This is a genomic window from Janthinobacterium sp. GW460-12-1-14-LB5 (assembly GCF_059423585.1).
Window position 1 is genome coordinate 64,878 of sequence record NZ_JBWKYD010000008.1, and the last position, 17,015, is coordinate 81,892.

The 17,015-nt window shown below is 60.5% G+C and carries 22 protein-coding genes and 1 tRNA gene; 14 read left to right on the forward strand and 9 right to left on the reverse strand.

Going from position 1 to position 17,015, the window contains the following annotated elements:
• Positions 1–15: 15 nt before the first annotated feature.
• The 5 genes from gspG to gpmA all read right to left on the reverse strand — a co-directional run bounded on the left by gspG (position 16) and on the right by gpmA (position 5,164).
• The gene (gene gspG, locus AC07X6_RS10040; protein WP_035823835.1) at positions 16–468 is read right to left on the reverse strand and encodes a type II secretion system major pseudopilin GspG; all 453 of its coding nucleotides are present in this window, start codon (positions 466–468) and stop codon (positions 16–18) included.
• Positions 469–562: 94 nt separating this feature from the next.
• Positions 563–1,324, reverse strand: a complete 762-nt coding sequence (locus AC07X6_RS10045) for a HesA/MoeB/ThiF family protein (protein ID WP_474294117.1) — start codon at positions 1,322–1,324, stop codon at positions 563–565.
• A gap of 8 nt (positions 1,325–1,332) precedes the next feature.
• Positions 1,333–2,826, reverse strand: a complete 1,494-nt coding sequence (locus AC07X6_RS10050; protein ID WP_494790860.1) for a S41 family peptidase — start codon at positions 2,824–2,826, stop codon at positions 1,333–1,335.
• A gap of 51 nt (positions 2,827–2,877) precedes the next feature.
• On the reverse strand, positions 2,878–4,341 hold the full coding sequence (locus tag AC07X6_RS10055; protein ID WP_494790972.1) for a murein hydrolase activator EnvC family protein: 1,464 nt from the start codon (positions 4,339–4,341) through the stop codon (positions 2,878–2,880).
• Positions 4,342–4,417: 76 nt separating this feature from the next.
• Positions 4,418–5,164, reverse strand: a complete 747-nt coding sequence (gene gpmA / locus AC07X6_RS10060; protein ID WP_230540261.1) for a 2,3-diphosphoglycerate-dependent phosphoglycerate mutase — start codon at positions 5,162–5,164, stop codon at positions 4,418–4,420.
• A gap of 106 nt (positions 5,165–5,270) precedes the next feature.
• Between gpmA and AC07X6_RS10065 the strand changes: the two genes are divergently transcribed.
• From AC07X6_RS10065 to AC07X6_RS10085, 5 genes are all read left to right on the forward strand, one after another.
• On the forward strand, positions 5,271–5,687 hold the full coding sequence (locus AC07X6_RS10065) for a rhodanese-like domain-containing protein (RefSeq protein ID WP_046681994.1): 417 nt from the start codon (positions 5,271–5,273) through the stop codon (positions 5,685–5,687).
• Positions 5,688–5,712: 25 nt separating this feature from the next.
• Positions 5,713–5,979 carry a glutaredoxin 3 gene (gene grxC / locus AC07X6_RS10070; RefSeq protein WP_070220900.1) on the forward strand — a complete coding sequence of 89 codons (267 nt, stop codon included), beginning with the start codon at positions 5,713–5,715 and terminating at the stop codon, positions 5,977–5,979.
• 160 nt (positions 5,980–6,139) lie between these two features.
• Positions 6,140–6,613 (forward strand): protein-export chaperone SecB, encoded by a 474-nt coding sequence (gene secB / locus AC07X6_RS10075; RefSeq protein WP_034783580.1) that lies wholly within the window; start codon positions 6,140–6,142, stop codon positions 6,611–6,613.
• Between the two features lie 84 nt (positions 6,614–6,697).
• Positions 6,698–7,159, forward strand: a complete 462-nt coding sequence (locus AC07X6_RS10080) for an SH3 domain-containing protein (protein ID WP_494790861.1) — start codon at positions 6,698–6,700, stop codon at positions 7,157–7,159.
• Between the two features lie 68 nt (positions 7,160–7,227).
• Positions 7,228–8,268 carry an NAD(P)H-dependent glycerol-3-phosphate dehydrogenase gene (locus AC07X6_RS10085; protein ID WP_494790862.1) on the forward strand — a complete coding sequence of 347 codons (1,041 nt, stop codon included), beginning with the start codon at positions 7,228–7,230 and terminating at the stop codon, positions 8,266–8,268.
• A gap of 18 nt (positions 8,269–8,286) precedes the next feature.
• Here AC07X6_RS10085 and AC07X6_RS10090 read toward each other — a convergent pair whose 3' ends face one another.
• Genes AC07X6_RS10090 through mscL form a run of 4 tightly spaced genes read right to left on the reverse strand, consistent with a single transcriptional unit; the run spans position 8,287 to position 11,012 of the window.
• Positions 8,287–8,631 (reverse strand): cupin domain-containing protein, encoded by a 345-nt coding sequence (locus AC07X6_RS10090; RefSeq protein WP_227742087.1) that lies wholly within the window; start codon positions 8,629–8,631, stop codon positions 8,287–8,289.
• 15 nt (positions 8,632–8,646) lie between these two features.
• Entirely contained in the window at positions 8,647–9,339 is a 693-nt protein-coding gene (locus AC07X6_RS10095; protein ID WP_305056557.1) for a DUF2461 domain-containing protein, read from the reverse strand.
• A gap of 21 nt (positions 9,340–9,360) precedes the next feature.
• The gene (locus AC07X6_RS10100) at positions 9,361–10,521 is read right to left on the reverse strand and encodes a Do family serine endopeptidase (RefSeq protein WP_494790863.1); all 1,161 of its coding nucleotides are present in this window, start codon (positions 10,519–10,521) and stop codon (positions 9,361–9,363) included.
• 41 nt (positions 10,522–10,562) lie between these two features.
• A complete protein-coding gene (gene mscL / locus AC07X6_RS10105; RefSeq protein WP_076565025.1) occupies positions 10,563–11,012 on the reverse strand; it encodes a large conductance mechanosensitive channel protein MscL in 450 nt (149 codons plus the stop codon).
• Between the two features lie 412 nt (positions 11,013–11,424).
• On the opposite strand from mscL, the gene petA reads away from it, so the two are divergent.
• The 9 genes from petA (at position 11,425) to AC07X6_RS10150 (ending at position 17,015) form a co-directional block, all read left to right on the forward strand.
• Entirely contained in the window at positions 11,425–12,033 is a 609-nt protein-coding gene (gene petA / locus AC07X6_RS10110; RefSeq protein WP_034753009.1) for a ubiquinol-cytochrome c reductase iron-sulfur subunit, read from the forward strand.
• Between the two features lie 2 nt (positions 12,034–12,035).
• Positions 12,036–13,448: a cytochrome b gene (locus AC07X6_RS10115; RefSeq protein WP_230540255.1), complete on the forward strand. Its 1,413-nt coding sequence runs from the start codon at positions 12,036–12,038 to the stop codon at positions 13,446–13,448.
• Positions 13,449–13,484: 36 nt separating this feature from the next.
• On the forward strand, positions 13,485–14,249 hold the full coding sequence (locus AC07X6_RS10120; protein ID WP_494790864.1) for a cytochrome c1: 765 nt from the start codon (positions 13,485–13,487) through the stop codon (positions 14,247–14,249).
• Between the two features lie 120 nt (positions 14,250–14,369).
• Positions 14,370–14,981, forward strand: coding sequence for a glutathione S-transferase N-terminal domain-containing protein (locus AC07X6_RS10125; RefSeq protein WP_010394154.1), 612 nt, complete (start codon positions 14,370–14,372; stop codon positions 14,979–14,981).
• 210 nt (positions 14,982–15,191) lie between these two features.
• On the forward strand, positions 15,192–15,704 hold the full coding sequence (locus AC07X6_RS10130) for a ClpXP protease specificity-enhancing factor (protein ID WP_494790865.1): 513 nt from the start codon (positions 15,192–15,194) through the stop codon (positions 15,702–15,704).
• A 26-nt stretch (positions 15,705–15,730) separates the two neighbouring features.
• Positions 15,731–15,806 (forward strand) — tRNA-Thr (locus AC07X6_RS10135).
• A gap of 51 nt (positions 15,807–15,857) precedes the next feature.
• Positions 15,858–16,094, forward strand: a complete 237-nt coding sequence (locus AC07X6_RS10140) for a DUF4123 domain-containing protein (RefSeq protein ID WP_494790866.1) — start codon at positions 15,858–15,860, stop codon at positions 16,092–16,094.
• The gene (locus tag AC07X6_RS10145; RefSeq protein WP_494790867.1) at positions 16,081–16,428 is read left to right on the forward strand and encodes a hypothetical protein; all 348 of its coding nucleotides are present in this window, start codon (positions 16,081–16,083) and stop codon (positions 16,426–16,428) included. The genes AC07X6_RS10140 and AC07X6_RS10145 overlap by 14 nt, the downstream gene beginning before the upstream one ends.
• Complete coding sequence (locus tag AC07X6_RS10150; RefSeq protein ID WP_494790868.1) at positions 16,428–17,015, forward strand: Tox-REase-5 domain-containing protein; 588 nt, start codon at positions 16,428–16,430, stop codon at positions 17,013–17,015. Before AC07X6_RS10145 ends, AC07X6_RS10150 begins: the two co-directional genes overlap by 1 nt.

Consider the following 17,015-nt stretch of genomic DNA (forward strand, 5'->3'; position numbering starts at 1 on the left):
CATGGAAAGAAAAACTTACAGTTCCCACGAGCCGATATCGGCATCGTCGCCGCTACCGCCAGGCTGGCCATCGGCGCCCAGCGAAATGATGTCGACTTCGCCCTTCACGCCCGGCGACAGGAACTGGTAGGGATTGCCCCACGGATCTTTCGGCATCTTTTCCAGGTAGCCACCCGCTTTCCAGCCATTCGCGGCCGGTCCCGTGGTCGGTTTCTCGATCAGCGCCTGCAAGCCCTGCTCGGTGGTCGGGTAGCGCTGGTTATCTAGGCGGTACAGTTTCAAGGCTTGCATCACGGTGGCGATGTCGACTTTCGCCGCCGCCACTTTCGACTCGCCCGTGCGGGCGATCAGCTTGGGCACCACCAGCGAAGCGAGGATGCCCATGATCACCACCACGACCATGATTTCGATCAAAGTGAAGCCGCGCGCGCGGCGCTGGCGTATCGGATGGTTTGCTGCGTTTTGCATATGAAAGAGAGAAGAAGGTGAGTAATGAGAGCAGAGTATAAAGCGGAAATATGACAAAGCTTGTCATATGGGGGAAAAATTTGTGCGGCGTCTGTCAGGCCGGCAAGACCACTTCGCCGCAAACGGCGCAGCCGGGGTCGCGCGCCACGCGCATGCTGCTCCATTCCATGTGCAAGCCATCGAGCAGCAGCAGGCGTCCGGCCAGCGATTCGCCCACGCCCATGATGAGTTTCAGCGCCTCGGCCGCCTGCATGGCGCCCACCACGCCGACCAGCGGCGCGAACACGCCCATGGTCGAGCACGCCTCATCCGTGAACTGCTGCTCCTGCGGAAACAGGCAGGAATAGCACGGCTGCGTGCCCGCGCGCGGGTCGAATACGCTCACTTGCCCGTCGAAACGGATCACGGCGCCCGACACCAGCGGCACCCTGGCCGCCACGCAGGCGCGGTTGACGGCATGGCGCGTGGCGAAGTTGTCGGTGCAGTCGAGCACCACCGTGGCGGACAAGACCAGTTCGGCTAGGCGCGCGCCGTCCAGACGCTCCTGCAAAGCAATTATTTCAATCTCGGGATTGATGCCGGTCAAGGTTTCGCGTGCCGACAGCACTTTCGGCTGGCCCACGCGCTGCGTGGTATGGGCGATCTGGCGCTGCAGATTGGTCAGGTCGACCGTGTCGTCGTCGACCAGGGTCAGCTTGCCGACGCCGCTGGCGGCCAGGTACATGGCGGCCGGCGAACCGAGCCCGCCCGCGCCGATCACCAGCACGTGCGCATCGAGCAAGGCTTGCTGGCCTTCGATGCCGATCTGGTCCAGCAGGATGTGGCGCGAATAGCGCAGCAGTTGATGGTCGTTCATGGCGGCGACTACGGTTTTTGCACCGGAATCTTCTTGTCGTCCGCCTTGATGTCGGAAGCAATTTCCGGCTTGGCGCCGATCTTCTCGTCCTTGGCGTCGGCCTTCGCCAGCTGCACCGGCAAGCCCTGGAAGTGGTTCAAGGCTTGTTGCAGCTGGAAATCATCCTTGGCGCCGTATTCGAGCGGCTTGCGCTTTTTCGCCGTGGCGATCAGGCGCTGCTCTTCTTCCAATTGATACTGCATGGTTTCCATGGTCGGCTTGGCCGCTTCCGGCTTGCCGTCGTTACTGCTCAGGTGTTTTTCCAGGTCCGCCTCGCGGATGCGCAGGCTGTTCCAGCCGTCGCCTTCGGCCGTTTCATCGACCAGCAGGTCGGGCACGATGCCGCGCGCCTGGATGGCCCGGCCTTTCGGCGTGTAGTAGCGCGCCGTCGTCAGCTTGACGGCCGTATCGGTCGTGATCTGGCGCAAGGTTTGCACGGAACCCTTGCCGAACGTTTGCGTGCCGATGACGGTGGCGCGCTGGTAATCCTGCAAGGCGCCGGCGACGATTTCCGAGGCGGACGCGGAGCCGGCATTGACCAGCACCACCAGCGGCACGGTTTTCAGCGCGGCCGGCAGCTTGGCCAGCGGGTCGGCCTTGGCGCCCGGCGGCGCATAGAATTCGCGGCGGCCATAAAACACCTGTTGCGACTCCGGCAACTGGCCCTTGGTGGAAACGATCACGGAGTTACCCGGAAGAAATGCTGTCGCCACGCCGATGGCGCCCGGCACGACGCCACCGGGATCGTTGCGCAAGTCCAGCACCAGGCCCTTGAGCTTGGGGTCTTGCGCATACAGCGCGTTGATCTTTTTGACCATGTCATCGACGGTCGGTTCCTGGAACTGGGCGATGCGCAGCCAGGCATAGCCGGGCGCGACCATCTTGGCCTTCACGCTTTGCACGCGGATTTCCTCGCGCACGATGGGGAACACCAGCGGGCGGCTTTCGCCCTTGCGCGACATCGTCAGCACCAGCTTGGTGCCCGGCTGGCCGCGCATCTTCTTGATGACTTCTTCCAGCTGCATGCCCTTCAGCGGCAGATTGTCGAGGCGGGTGATGAAGTCGCCCGCCAGGATGCCGGCCTTGGCGGCGGGGCTGTCCTCGATGGGCGAGACGACCTTCACGTAGCCGTCTTCCATGCTCACTTCGATGCCGATGCCGACAAACTTGCCCTGCACGCTTTCGCGCATTTCCTTGAAGGCATTTTTATCCAGATACACGGAGTGCGGGTCCAGCGACGAGACCATGCCGGATATGGCTTCCGTCAAGAGTTTCTTGTCTTCCACCTTCTCGACATAATCGGACTTGATCAGGCCAAAGACGTCGGACAACTGGCGCAGCTCGTCGAGCGGCAGCGGGGCATTCGTGATTTTCTGCGCCACGGCCGGGAACTGCAGCGACATGCCGATGCCGGCCAGGACGCCCAGACCGATCAGGCCGATACTTTTGACTTTGATACCCATGTATTCTTCGCAATCTACAAATTCGCTGCCGCAGCAATGGTGGGAACTGAATTAAAACTTCACCCAGGTGGCGGGGTCGAAGGCGCGGCCCTGATGACGCAATTCAAAGTATAGCCCCGATTCCTCGTTGCCGCCGCTGTTGCCCGCGCTGGCAATGGCGTCGCCGCCCTTGACGGCATCGCCCACACGTTTCAGCAAGGACTGGTTATTGCCATAAATACTCATGTACTGGCCGCCATGGTCGACGATGATCAAATTGCCGAAACCGCGCAGCCAGTCGGAAAACACGACACGGCCGCCGGCGATGGCGTGGATCTCGCTGCCCTCTCCTGTGCGGATGAACACGCCCTTCCAGCTGGGGCCGTCACCGCGCTTGCTGCCGAAGCGGGCGGCGATCTTGCCCGCCACGGGCGCGCGCAGCTGCCCTTTCATGCTGGCAAAGGCGCCGGCCGGCGCGGCCGGGCCCAGGCTTGGGCGTTCCGGCTCCGGTTCCGGCTTCGGCTCGGGTTTCGGCGCCACCTTGGCCACTTGCGGCGGCTCGTCGTCATCGATCGGTTCCAGTTTCACAGGCGGCGCTGGCGGCGTCTGCGGCTTGATCTTGCCCGATTTGTTTTGTTGCTCTTTTGCAAGGCGTTCGCGCTCGGCCTGCGCCTGGGCGGCCTTGGCGCGCGCGGCCAGCAGGCGTTCGCGTTTTTCCGCGGCGACCTTGGCGTCGGCGGCCGCTTTCGCGGCGGCGCGCTGTTCGGCCAGCAATTGCTGGCGTTTCTTTTCGGCCGCGGCGGCGGCGGCCTGCTCTTCGATCAGTTTCGCCAGCTTGTCGACCAGGTTGCCCATGCGCTGTTCGTCGCGCTCGACATTGCCCACTTCCTTGCGCTGCGCCACCAGGCGCTGCGACAAGCTCGTCAGCAAAGCGGCGCGGCGCGCCTTCTCCTGCACCAGCAGGGCCTTCTGGTCGCGCTCTTCCTGCGCGATTTCTTCCAGCTCATCCTTGGCGTTCTGCACGTCCGCCTGGTTTTTCTCCACGGCCAGCAAGTTGGCGCGCAAGGCTTCCAGCAGGCGCGCCTGCGCCTGCGACACATAGGCCATCAATTGCAGGTCGCGGTTGATGCGGTTCGGATTGTCGCCCGACAAGAGCAGCTTGATGCGGTCTTCGTTGCCGGCGACATATTGTTCACGTAGCAACTTCGACAGCTGCGTCTTTTGTTTCTCGACCGTGGCCGTCAGCTGCTGGTGCTCCTGCCCCAGCGCGTTGAGCTTCACGCCCGTCTCGCTTTGCTCCTGCGCCAGGTCGCGCAAGGCGCGGTTGGCGTTGGAAATGGCCTCTTCCGACTCGGCCAGGGTATCGGCCGCGTCATCCTTGGCGCTTTCCGTGCGGCTGATGTCGCGCTTGAGCGCCGTCAGCTTTTGTTGCAATCCAGCACGTTGTGCTTCCGCGGCCGCCTTCTGCTTGCTGCGTTCGGTGGGCTTGGCGCCCTGCGCGGCACCGCTGGAAAGCAGCAGCGCCAGGCACAGCATGGCACCGGCGCGCCACGCCGGCAGGGGTCGTTCAGCAGAGGGGGCGATGGCTGTGCCGCGGAAGAAAGACGACAAGTTACTTGGCCTTCCCTTGGTTCGCCACGGCAGCTTGCGCTGCCGCAATCGCTGCCGGGTCGCCCAGGTAGTAATGACGGATCGGTTTCAGGTCGGCGTCCAGCTCATACACGAGCGGCTGGCCATTCGGGATGTTCAGGCCGACGATATCGCTGTCGCTGATGCCATCGAGCATCTTGATCAGCGCGCGCAAGCTGTTGCCGTGGGCCGAGATGATGATTTTCTTGCCGGCGCGGATGGCCGGGGCGATTTCCTCGTCCCAGGCCGGCATCACGCGCGCCACGGTGTCTTTCAGGCATTCGGTCAGCGGAATCGATGCCTTCGGCAGGCCGGCGTAGCGCGGATCGTTGAACGAGGCGCGGTCGTCGTCTTCCGCCAGCGGCGGCGGCGGCGTGTCGTAGCTGCGGCGCCATACCAGTACTTGCTCATCGCCATACTTGGCGGCCGTCTCGCCCTTGTCCAGGCCTTGCAGGGCGCCATAGTGGCGTTCGTTCAAGCGCCAGTCGTTCTTGATTGGCAGATACATCATGTCCATCTCGTCGAGCGCCAGCCACAGGGTGCGGATGGCGCGCTTCAGCACGGAAGTGTAGGCCACGTCGAACGTAAAACCTTCCTGCTTGAGGATCTGGCCGGCGGCCCTGGCTTCGTTGACGCCCTTTTCCGTCAGATCGACGTCGGTCCAGCCGGTGAAGCGGTTATCGAGGTTCCAGGTGGACTCGCCGTGACGCATGAAAACGATTTTGTACATAGTTCTATCTTCTCAAGGGGTTCAAATCAAAAAAGCAAAACGTAAAAAGACCTCGTCCAGCTTCTATTTTATAATGCGCGGATTGACTTAAACCATTGGACCCTACGTGAAATTCATTATCGACCACATTTTTCTGTTTGCCATCGTCATTATTTCCGGCGGCGCCCTCCTCTGGCCACTGCTGTCGATGCGCGGCAAGCGCGCGACCGTGCTGGAAGTCACGCAACTGATCAACCGTGGCAAGACCATCATCGTCGACGTGCGCAGTGCGGAAGAATTCGCCACGGGCCACTTGCCTGACGCAAAAAATATTCCGCTGCCGGAACTGGCAAAACGCCTGGGCGAGCTGGAAAAATTCAAAACGCGCCCCATTGTAGTGGTTTGCCAGAAAGGTTCGCGTTCGGCAACCGCCGTCGGCCTGCTGGGCAAAGCCGGTTTCGCTGAGGCAACAAGCCTGGAAGGCGGCCTCGACGAATGGAAAAAGCAGGGTTTGCCATTGAAAACCTTGTCGCTGGCGAAATAAGCCGGCTTTAACTGAAGGAATCGACATGACCGTACCAGTAATTGTGTATAGCACCGCCGTGTGCCCGTATTGCGTGCGCGCCGAGCGCCTGTTGGAAGCCAAGGGCGTGGCCGTGCAAAAGATCCGCGTCGACCTCGACCCGGAAGAGCGCATCAAGATGATGGAACGCACGGGCCGCCGCACGGTGCCGCAGATCTATGTGGGCGATACCCACGTGGGCGGATTCGACGATTTGTATGCGCTCGATCAAGCCGGCAAGCTGGACCCCTTGTTAAATGGCACGGCAGCCTGATATAAAGCGGGTTCGAGAAATTGCTTGGTTTTTTGTCGTATTGTTTTGATACAATTGCCCTCGCACCTGATCTGGCCGCGCCTATCCGGCGCGGTTTGAATACCGCAAGCACCATATTTGAACGGTGTGCCGTTCTTGTCCTTTACAACGAAAGCGTTCCATGTCTGACGAAAATCTGCAACCAGTCTTCCAAATCCAACGCGTCTACCTGAAAGACATGTCGCTGGAACAACCAAATTCCCCAGCTATTTTCCTGGAACAAGAAGCACCAGCCATCGAAGTGGCACTGGACGTGGGCGCTGCGCCTCTGGCCGACGGCATCTTCGAAGCCACCGTGACCATCACCGTGACGGCCAAGGTCGGCGAAAAAGTCGCTTTCCTGGTTGAAGGCAAGCAAGCCGGTATTTTCGAAGCACGCAACATTCCTGCCGATCAACTCGATCCGCTGCTGGGAATCGGCTGCCCGAACATCATCTACCCTTACCTGCGCGCCAACATCGCCGACGTGATCACCCGTGCCGGCTTCCCGCCAGTGCACCTGGCCGAGATCAACTTCGAAGTGTTCTACCAACAACGTCTGCAAGCTATTGCTGACGCCGCTGCAGCAGCTCCAGCAGCCAGCGAAACGCACTAAGCTCTTGCAAGACCCCGCCGGCCGTCATGGCTGGCCTGACACGGCGGCCTGGCCGCCGTGTTTCGTTAAGGTTCAAAAAATATCATGTTGAAAAGTGCGCTCTTGAGCAAGTTCCGCTGGATCGCCGGCGCCGTACTGCTGCTGGCCACCGCCGCCAGCCACGCCGTCGATTTCAAAACAGTGGGAGCAAACCCCGTGATCCTGTACGACGCGCCATCCAGCAAGGGCGGCAAGCTGTACGTGGCGCCACGCGGCATGCCGCTGGAAATCGTGCTCAGCTATGGCGAATGGGTCAAGGTACGCGACGCCAGCGGCGAAATGGCCTGGACGGAAGCCAAGGGCCTGTCGGCCAAGCGCAACGTCGTGGCGCGCGCCGCGAACCTCAAGGTGCGCGCCAGCCCCGACGACAACGCCTCGCCCATCATCCTCGTCGACAAGGGCGTGCTGCTGGAAATGAGCGAGCAGCCCGGCTCCGGCTGGGTCAAGGTGCGCCACAAGGATGGCCAGAGCGGCTACGTCAAGACCAGCGAAGTGTGGGGCTTGTAAGCACCGCCAGATTCATCCGGGCAGCGGCCAGCCGCGCCGTGCCCCTCCCCCTGCCAGACTGAGGTCGCATGCAAGTTTCTCCCGATACATCTCCCGCCGCCACGGCGCTCCCCCGCAAGATCACCATCCTCGGCGCCGGCGCCTGGGGCACGGCCGTGGCCATGGCCCTGGCCGGCCGCCACGACGTACTGCTGTGGGGCCGCAACGGCGACGCCATGGCCGCCATGGCCGCCAGCGGCGAAAACAGCTATTTGCCCGGCTTCCCCTTGCCGCCGCAACTGCGCATCAGCGCCGATTTCGACGCCGCCGTCGCGCATGCCGGTGGCGAACACGGCATCCTGATCGCCGCCTGCCCCGTGGCGGGCTTGCGGCCCATGCTGCAGCAATTGAAAGACAAGGCCATCGGCAACCTGGTGTGGCTGTGCAAAGGCTTTGAAGGCGGCACGGGCTTGCTGCCGCACCAGATCGTGCGGGAAGTGCTGGGAGGCAACATCCCCGGCGGCGCCCTGTCCGGCCCCTCGTTCGCGCAGGAAGTGGCGCGCGGCTTGCCGTGCGCGCTGACCATCGCCTCGCACAGCGCGCCATTGCGCGCCGCCGTCGTCTCGGCCTTGCATGGCGGCACCATCCGCGTGTATGCGAGCGAAGACCTGGTGGGCGTGGAAGTGGGCGGCGCCGTCAAGAATGTGCTGGCGATCGCCACCGGCGTGGCCGACGGCCTGGGCCTGGGCTTGAATGCGCGCGCCGCGCTGATCACGCGTGGCCTGGCGGAAATCACGCGCCTGGGCACGGCGCTGGGTGGCCAGACGGAAACGTTCATGGGCTTGACGGGCATGGGCGACTTGATTCTGACCTGCACGGGCGACCTGTCGCGCAACCGCCGCGTCGGCCTGGGCCTGGCGCAAGGCAAGGCGCTGGCCACCATCGTGGCCGAACTCGGTCATGTGGCAGAAGGCGTGCCGTGCGCCAAGGCCGTGCGCGAACTGGCGCGCCGCATGGGCGTCGACATGCCGATCACGAATGCCGTGGCCGGCGTGCTGTTCGACGGCGATGTGCCGCACGTGATGGTGCAGCAGTTGCTGTCGCGCGATCCGCGCGCCGAGGCAGCCTGAGAATCAACCGGGTGGCGCCTAGCGTCCCGCCTTGTGCATGAGTATGGTGAGCAGCAATAAACTGTCTTCGCGCGCTTCCAGCGCGTGCGCCTGGCCGCCGAGCAGGTACAGCATCTGCCCCGGCCCCAGCAGGTGCTCTCCGCCATGCGCCGTCACCGCCACCTGCCCTTGCAGGCAAAGCAGGGTGATTTCACCAAGCACATGATGCTCGGGCATGGTCTTGCCCTTGGGCATGCACATGCGGATCAATTCCAGTTCATCCGTCCTGGCCAGCGCAATGGCGGAAAACTGCGACAGGTCGTCGCCATCCCTGCGCAGCACCTCGATCACCTGTCCTGAACTTGCGTGCTCCAGTGCCATCATGTGCTCCTTCCGCAATTACTCGGTGACTTCCTCCGGCTCTTTCGCGCCGCGCATCCACTCGACCAGCGGCCACGCATCCTTCAAGCCTTCCGCCAGGGTCGGCAGCAGTTTCTCGGGTTCGTTCACGGGCAGCGGTATTTCGGTCCAGACAAAAAAGCTCTTCAGCTTGATGAATTCGATATGTTCGGCATCCGCCTCGAAGCCCTTGGGGGGGCGCTGCAACTTGCCCTCGTTCTGGATCGTGCCGAAACGGGCCTTCAAACGCTTATTTTTCAGTACTTTGGAAAAACCTGGCGCATCGTTGACCATGTGCTCGCGCAGCGCCTTCAGGCGGCCCGGTGGCGGCATGTATTCGCCGGCGCCGAACAGCAGATTGCCCTGGCCATCGATCTGCAGGTAATACGTGGGACCGCCCGCCTTGCTGGGACGGCGCATGTCGTTCGGCGCGATGGCGGCCGAAAAACGCGTCTTATACGGGCTCTTGTCGTGCGCGAAACGCACGTCGCGGTTGATGCGGAACAAGGCCTTCTTCGGATTGCAGTACTTCACGGCCGGATCGAACTTGCCGAGTTCAGCAATGAGTGACGTCACCAAGGCGAGGAATTCCTCGCGCAGGATGTCGTAGCGGGGCTTGTTCATGACAAACCAGGGACGGTTGTTGTTGTCGCTCAGTTCACGTAAAAATTGGGTCAAATCACGCACATGCATGTGTCAAATTCCGATCAGCAACTATTTGGAAAGCTCTTTCGGGATGGGGCGCTTGCCCACCACCACGTCGAGTGCCGCTTCGCGATTCTTGCGCAGCACCGTCATTTTAGCTTTTCCGCCAGGCGGCAGTTGGGCGATCAGGTTCAGCATTTCCGTCGTGTCGCCGACGGGCTTGCCTTCCACCGTCAGCAGGATGTCGCCGGGCACGATGCCCGCCTTGTCGGCCGGGCCGTTGCGCACCACGCCGGCGATGATGGCGCCGCTGGTGCGCTGCAAGTTGAAGCTTTGCGCCAGCTCGGGCGTGATGTCCTGCGTTTCCACGCCGATCCAGCCGCGCACCACGTGGCCATCCTTGATGATGGCTTCCATCACGGTTTTCGCCGTCGAGACGGGAATGGCGAAGCCGATGCCGACGGAGCCGCCGCTTTGCGAATAAATCGCCGTATTGATGCCGATCAAATTGCCGCGCGTATCGACCAGGGCGCCGCCCGAATTGCCGAAGTTGATGGCCGCATCTGTCTGGATGAAGTTTTCAAAGCTGTTGATGTGCAGGTTGTTGCGGCCCAGGGCGGAGATGATGCCCATGGTCACCGTCTGGCCCACGCCGAACGGGTTGCCGATGGCCAGCACCACGTCGCCCACGCGCGCCAGTTCCGACTGGCCCAGCACGATGACGGGCAGCTTGTCGAGGTTGATCTTGATCACGGCCAGGTCCGTTTCCGGATCCAGGCCCACCACCTTGGCGGGCGCCTTGCGGCCATCGGTCAGCACCACTTCGATTTCGTCGGCGCCTTCGACCACGTGGTTATTGGTCAGCACATAGCCTTCATGGCTGACGATGACGCCCGAGCCGAGGCTGTTTTTCAAGTCATCCTCATCCTCGCCGTCCGGGTCGCGGTCGCCGAAGAAGCGTTTAAAGAAGGGGTCGCGCGCCAGCGGATGGGCGCCGCGCTTGGGCACTTGCAGGGTGAGGATGTTGACGACGGCGGGCATGGCGCGCGCCGCCGCGTCGCGGTAGGAGCCGGGCGCCAGGCTGCTCGACGCCGTTTCCACCACGGGCACCGGCTTGGCGGGAGAGCCCAGCTGCTGTACCCGGCTGGCCGGGCGCAGCGCGCCGTACACAAAGTACAGCGCCAACGCGATCGTCACGGTTTGCGCAAACAATAACCAGAATCGTCGCATACAGTTCTCAGCCCAGGTCAGCCGGCCGGTGCCGGAACGGCTTATTTTGCCAGATTGTTGCTGTTGCGTGCGTTCTGCTGCAGAGAGTCGCGGATTTCGCGCAGCAGCACGATGTCTTCCGGCGTGGCCGGCGCCGGGGCTGGCGCGACCGGTTCGCTGCGGCGGGCCTTGTTCATCAGGCGCACCATCTGGAAGATGATAAAAGCAAGAATGATGAAGTTGAGCAAAATGGTGAGGAAGTTACCGTAGGCCAGCACGGCGCCAGCTTTTTTCGCTTCCACCAGGGTCATCGTTGTTGCCTGGCCATTCAGGGGCAGGTAGTAATTGGCGAAATCGAGGCCGCCGAAAATGCGGCCGATGGGCGGCATGATCACGTCTTGCACCAGGGAATCGACAATCTTGCCGAAGGCGCCACCGATAATGACACCGACCGCCAGATCGACGACGTTGCCCTTCATTGCAAATTCTTTAAATTCTTGCATCATTGCCATGAATTTCTCCTTCGGATATGTATAAAAAACATGCCGATCATACTATTGATTCCCAGTGCCACCAACTTGTGGTTGCTGGCGAGACCAATTCGTGCACAGCCGGGCGCATCTAGTTCGAAAGAACTAGCCACCTCCTGCAAAAGTATATAAATTATGGTACAAGCAACGTTTTTGTTTTATTCGTTGTTTGCTTCACTTATAATTTGCGGTTGCCAGAAGTGGCTTTTTCACTTCCGGATAATCAACAAGAAACTGGCACGGGCTGCGCCATTGGCCGAAGTTCCGCAGGGATGTTGCCACTTTACCGTACAAAGATGCGGGTTGCGGCAATCAGTGGGAAAGAGCTTCGGCGACGGTTTTTCGCGGCTGCCACTCATAATAAAGATTCGCATTTTGACTGATTGGGGTTTGCATGAGTAACGAAAAGCAGGTCGATTCAGGCCGTCGCGGCTTGCTCGTCGCCACGTGCGCGGCGGGCAGTGTAGTTGGATTGGCAACCGCGGGAGCCTTGGTAAGCACCTTCCAGCCGTCGGAGCGCGCGAAAGCGGCTGGCGCGCCGGTCGAAGTAGACATCACCACCTTGCAACCCGGCGAAATGCGCACCGTCGAATGGCGCGGCAAGCCGGTCTGGATCCTGAAGCGCACGCCGGAAATGATCGCGTCGCTGAAAAAGACCGACGGCAAAGTCGCCGATGCCAATTCCCAGCGCAATCCCGCCGAATTCACGCCCGAATACTGCATGAACGAGGCGCGTTCGATCAAGCCTGAAATTCTCGTCGCCGTCGGCATCTGCACCCACCTGGGCTGCTCCCCTTCCTCGAAATTTGCCCCCGGCCCGCAACCGTCGCTGCCCGATGACTGGGAAGGCGGCTTCCTGTGCCCTTGCCATGGCTCCACCTTCGACATGGCAGGCCGCGTGTTCAAGAACAAGCCGGCGCCGGACAACCTGCAAGTGCCGCGCCATATGTACCTGAGCGACACCAAATTGCTGATAGGTAAAGACGAGAAAGGCGAGGCTTGATCATGGCTGCTTTCAAAGAAACGAAATTCCCGGCAGACGCTCCCGTCGCCGAAAAAGCGCTGGGCTGGGTCGATGACCGCTTTCCCCTGACCAAGCTGTGGAACGACCAATGGGGCAAGTACTACGCCCCGAAAAACTTCAACTTCTGGTACATCTTCGGCTCGCTGGCCATGCTGGTGCTGGTCTTGCAGATCGTCACCGGCATCTTCCTGACCATGCACTACAAACCGGATGCGGCCCTGGCCTTCAATTCCGTCGAGTACATCATGCGCGAAGTGCCGTGGGGCTGGCTGGTGCGCTACATGCACTCGACGGGCGCCTCCGCCTTCTTCATCATCGTCTACCTGCACATGACGCGCGGCCTGCTGTACGGCTCCTACCGCAAGCCACGTGAACTGATCTGGCTGTTCGGTTTCGCCATCTTCCTGTGCCTGATGGCCGAAGCGTTCTTCGGCTACCTGTTGCCATGGGGCCAGATGTCGTACTGGGGCGCACAAGTGATCGTCAACCTGTTCGGCGCCATCCCGTTCATCGGCCCTGACCTGTCGCTGTGGATCCGCGGCGACTACGTCGTTTCCGACGCGACCCTGAACCGCTTCTTCGCCTTCCACGTGATCGCCATCCCGCTGGTACTGCTGGGCTTGGTTGCAGCGCACTTGATCGCCCTGCATGAAGTCGGTTCCAGCAACCCGGACGGCATCGAAGTGAAGGAAAACCTGGGCGCCGATGGCCACCCCGTCGATTCGATCCCTTCGCATCCGTACTACACCGTGCATGACCTGTTCGGCGTCTCGATCTTCCTCGTCATTTTCAGCGCCGTCGTCTTCTTCGCGCCGGAAATGGGCGGTTATTTCCTGGAATACAACAATTTCCTGCCCGGCGATTCGCTGAAAACCCCGCTGCACATCGCGCCAACCTGGTACTTCACGCCGTTCTACTCGGTGCTGCGTGCCACCACGGCCGACTTCATGTACGTGCTGATGGGTGTCGTGGCCGCCTACGTGGTGTTCATCTGGCTCAAGTCGCGCCTGTCGACGACGGTCAAGTCCGCCATCGCCGGTATCGCCATCGTCGCCATCATCGGCATGCTGCCGCAGGTGCTGGACGCGAAATTCTGGGGCGTGGTGTTCTTTGGCGGTTCCGTCGTGATCCTGGCCTTCCTGCCATGGCTCGACCATTCGCCCGTGAAATCGATCCGCTACCGTCCGACCTGGCACAAATATGTGTACGCCATCTTCGGCCTGTCGTTCCTGATCCTCGGCTACCTGGGTACCCAGGCGCCAACGGATGCGAAAACCATCGTGTCGCAAGTGTGCACCCTGATTTACTTCAGCTTCTTCCTGCTGATGCCATGGTGGAGTGCCATGGGCAAGTTCAAGACCGTGCCGTCGCGTGTGACGTTTCACCCGCACTAAGCCGCTCTCACGCCACGCTCAAAGGACATACATCATATGAAGATTGCAAAAAAACTGCTCGCCATCCTGGCCTTCGTGCCTGCCATGGCTCTCGCCAGCGAAGGCGGCTTTCCGCTGGACAAGGCTCCTGACCGCCAGACGAACATGGCAGCGCTGCAACATGGCGCCAAACTGTTCGTCAATTATTGCTTGAATTGCCACGCTGCCGTGTCGATGCGCTACAACCGCCTGCGCGACCTGGGCTTGACGGAAATCCAGATCAAGGAGAATCTGTTGTTCTCCGGCGATAAAGTGGGCGACTTGATGACGACCAGCCTGGCACCGCAGGACGCCAAGGCCTTCTTTGGCGTCGTACCGCCGGATTTGTCGGTAATTTCGCGCGCGAAATCATCTTCCGCTGGCACAGGCGGCGACTACCTGTATACTTACCTGCGTACGTTCTATAAAGACGACACTCGTCCGACCGGCTGGAACAACATGGTCGTGCCGAATGTTGCCATGCCGCATGCATTATGGGAATTGCAAGGTGTCCAGACTGCCAAGTTCGTGGAAGAGAACGATCCGCACGAAGCTGGCAAGAAGATCCACAAATTTACCGGCTTCGAGCAGGTCAAGCCAGGTACGTTGAACAAGATCGAGTACGACAATGCGGTAGCCGACCTGGTCGGCTACATGGAGTGGATGGCCGAACCGGCACAACAGACACGCAAGCGCCTGGGCGTTTGGGTGCTGCTGTTCCTGTCGGTCTTTGCTCTGCTGGCATGGCGCTTGAATGCGTCGTTCTGGAAGGAAGTCAAATAAGTGAGGCGCCGGCCATAGGCCGGTTTATGCCTGTTTCTGCGTTGTCCGCATGAGTGGACAAGCGACCTGGGGTGAGCCGTTCGCGGCTTCACCCCCTTTGTTTCTAAGGAACTATAAAAAATGATGGTTCTCTATTCGGGTACAACCTGCCCATTTTCGCAACGCTGCCGCCTGGTCCTGTTTGAAAAAGGCATGGACTTCGAAGTGCGCGACGTCGACCTGTTCAACAAGCCGGAAGACATTTCGACCATGAATCCGTATGGCCAGGTGCCTATCCTGGTCGAACGCGAACTGATCCTGTATGAATCGAACATCATCAACGAGTACATCGATGAGCGCTTCCCGCATCCGCAACTGATGCCGGCCGATCCGCTGATGCGTGCCCGCGCGCGCCTGATGCTGTTCAATTTCGAAAAAGAACTGTTTGTGCACGTGCACGTGCTGGAAAGCGAACGCGCCAAGAGCAACGACAAGGCCCACGACAAGGCACGCGCGGAAATCCGCGACCGCCTGACGACCCTGGCGCCGCTGTTCCTGAAAAACAAGTACATGCTGGGCGACGAATTCTCGATGCTCGACGTGGCTGTCGCGCCGCTGCTGTGGCGCCTGGACCACTACGGCATCGAACTGTCGAAGACGGCTGCACCGCTGATGAAATACGCCGAACGCATCTTCTCGCGTCCCGCGTATATCGAGGCATTGACCCCTTCCGAAAAGGTCATGCGCCGCTAAAAGATATCCCCATAAAGCTGCTGCGCAGCCCGCTCTCGACTTGGCGTTACTCGCCGTACTGAAGTACGGCTGCGTTACTCAAGCCGATATCGGGCTTGCTCGCGACGCTTTCTGGGGCATCTTGGATTCTTTCCAGTTGCTCTGTTTCATTGAATTACCGGTGCGCCCGCCTCATGCTGACGGGGGCGCTCCCGCCTCACAGTGCCTACCATGTCTGAAATCTCAACCAAACCTTATATGCTGCGCGCCATCTACGAGTGGTGCACCGACAGCGGCTACACGCCTTATCTCGCGGTCAAAGTCGATTCGCGCACCACGGTACCGATGGAATACGTAAAAAAGGGCGAAATCGTGCTCAACATCAGCTTCGGCGCCACCAGCGGCCTGAAGATGGACAACGACGCCATCCGCTTCCACGCCCGCTTTGGCGGCGTCTCGCGCGAAATCTACGTGCCGGTCGACAACGTGATGGCCATCTACGCCAACGAAAACGGCCAGGGCATGGCCTTCGAGCCCGTGCTGGGCAACGATGACCCCGACGCGCAACCGACGGACAGTCCCGCCTCCGCCGACGTCCCGCCGCCAGTGCTCGCCCCCGCCAGCAGCGCTCCGACCCTGTCGTCCGTGCCGACCAGCTCCCCCGAACAACGCGACAATGCCACGCCCGGCGACGACGAGCCACCAAAAAAAGGCGGCCGCCCGACCCTGACACGCATTAAATAGCGTATAATTCGCAACGCGCAGTTTTTGCCGACTTAGCTCATTTGGTAGAGCAGTTGATTTGTAATCATCAGGTGGCCAGTTCGAAACCGGCAGTCGGCACCAAGACATCTAACAAAAAGCCCAATCCTCAGGATTGGGCTTTTTGCATTCTGGGTGCCATTTCACCGCTGGCCGCCCCCACTGGCGCAACTGCTGCAACTACACCTGGAAACACGGCTACCGGACGGCCGCGCAGCGCTGCTGCGCTTTTGGGATCCGCGCGTATTGGTGAAGCTGGCACAAATACTTGAGCCGGCACAGCGGGAAGCGATGTTTGGCCATATTCACGAATGGCACTTGTTGCTCGACGGCAAGCGGGCAATCATAGGGAGGCGCGATGCTGACGTTTAGCGAGGAGCAATGGCGTGGCGTCCAGACGGGCGACATGAGCGATTTCGTCATCGCAGTGGCGGACCAATTTTTGGCCAAGCGTGCCGACATGGCAAGCCAGCCAGGCCGGGCGACCGTGATCGAGCGCATGCTGGCGGCGTACACCTGCGCCATTCGAATCGGTTTCAGGTCCACGCCGCATATCGTACATCTGATGTACCTGTCAGCCGACGCGCCCGGGATCCATGACGACCCGCTGGTCGATGCCTACCTGCGCAAGCCCGGCGCCACGCCGGAGCAGCGGTTCGACGAACTGATCGCGGTAATGGATAAAAAACTGGAAGGGGAGCAATAATGCCCGCGCTACCGATATTAGTTCTACCAGCAGTCGTGGAGAAAATTTTGTTAGCCTTGGGTGTCGCCGCCGCAGGTGCCGTGATCACGGACGAGGCATTGCGCAAACGCAAAAAAGAGGCAGAAGAAGCAAAAGACGCCCGCGTCACGCCCATTGCGCGTGCCGAGACGCGAAGCGAAGCCAGGGAAAGATGCCGTTGCCCGCCAGACAAGGGTATGCTTATGGCTGTTAAACACAGCATGTCACCAGCCGCGCGCGATTACCAAGCCCGGATTACTGGCTTCTTGATTGGCATGGAATGGGTGTTTGAAGGAAAGGACTTTGACGGCTTCCAATCCCGCCTGTGCTTGTTGCAGGAAGCAAAAGCGGATTATGACCAGTTTTTCAAGGCAAACGGCGAATTCAGATACGATTTTCAAGAAAATATTTTCCTGAGGATGGAATTAAAGCAGGCCACGGACCAGTCAAAGATTGTCATGCGTAACCCGCCGGCCTCGCTGAAATGGTACTTCCAAACGCCACTCGCTTACGAATATATGGAACCCAAATTAGCTGCGTTGGGGATTACCACCTACTACGCTCCATAA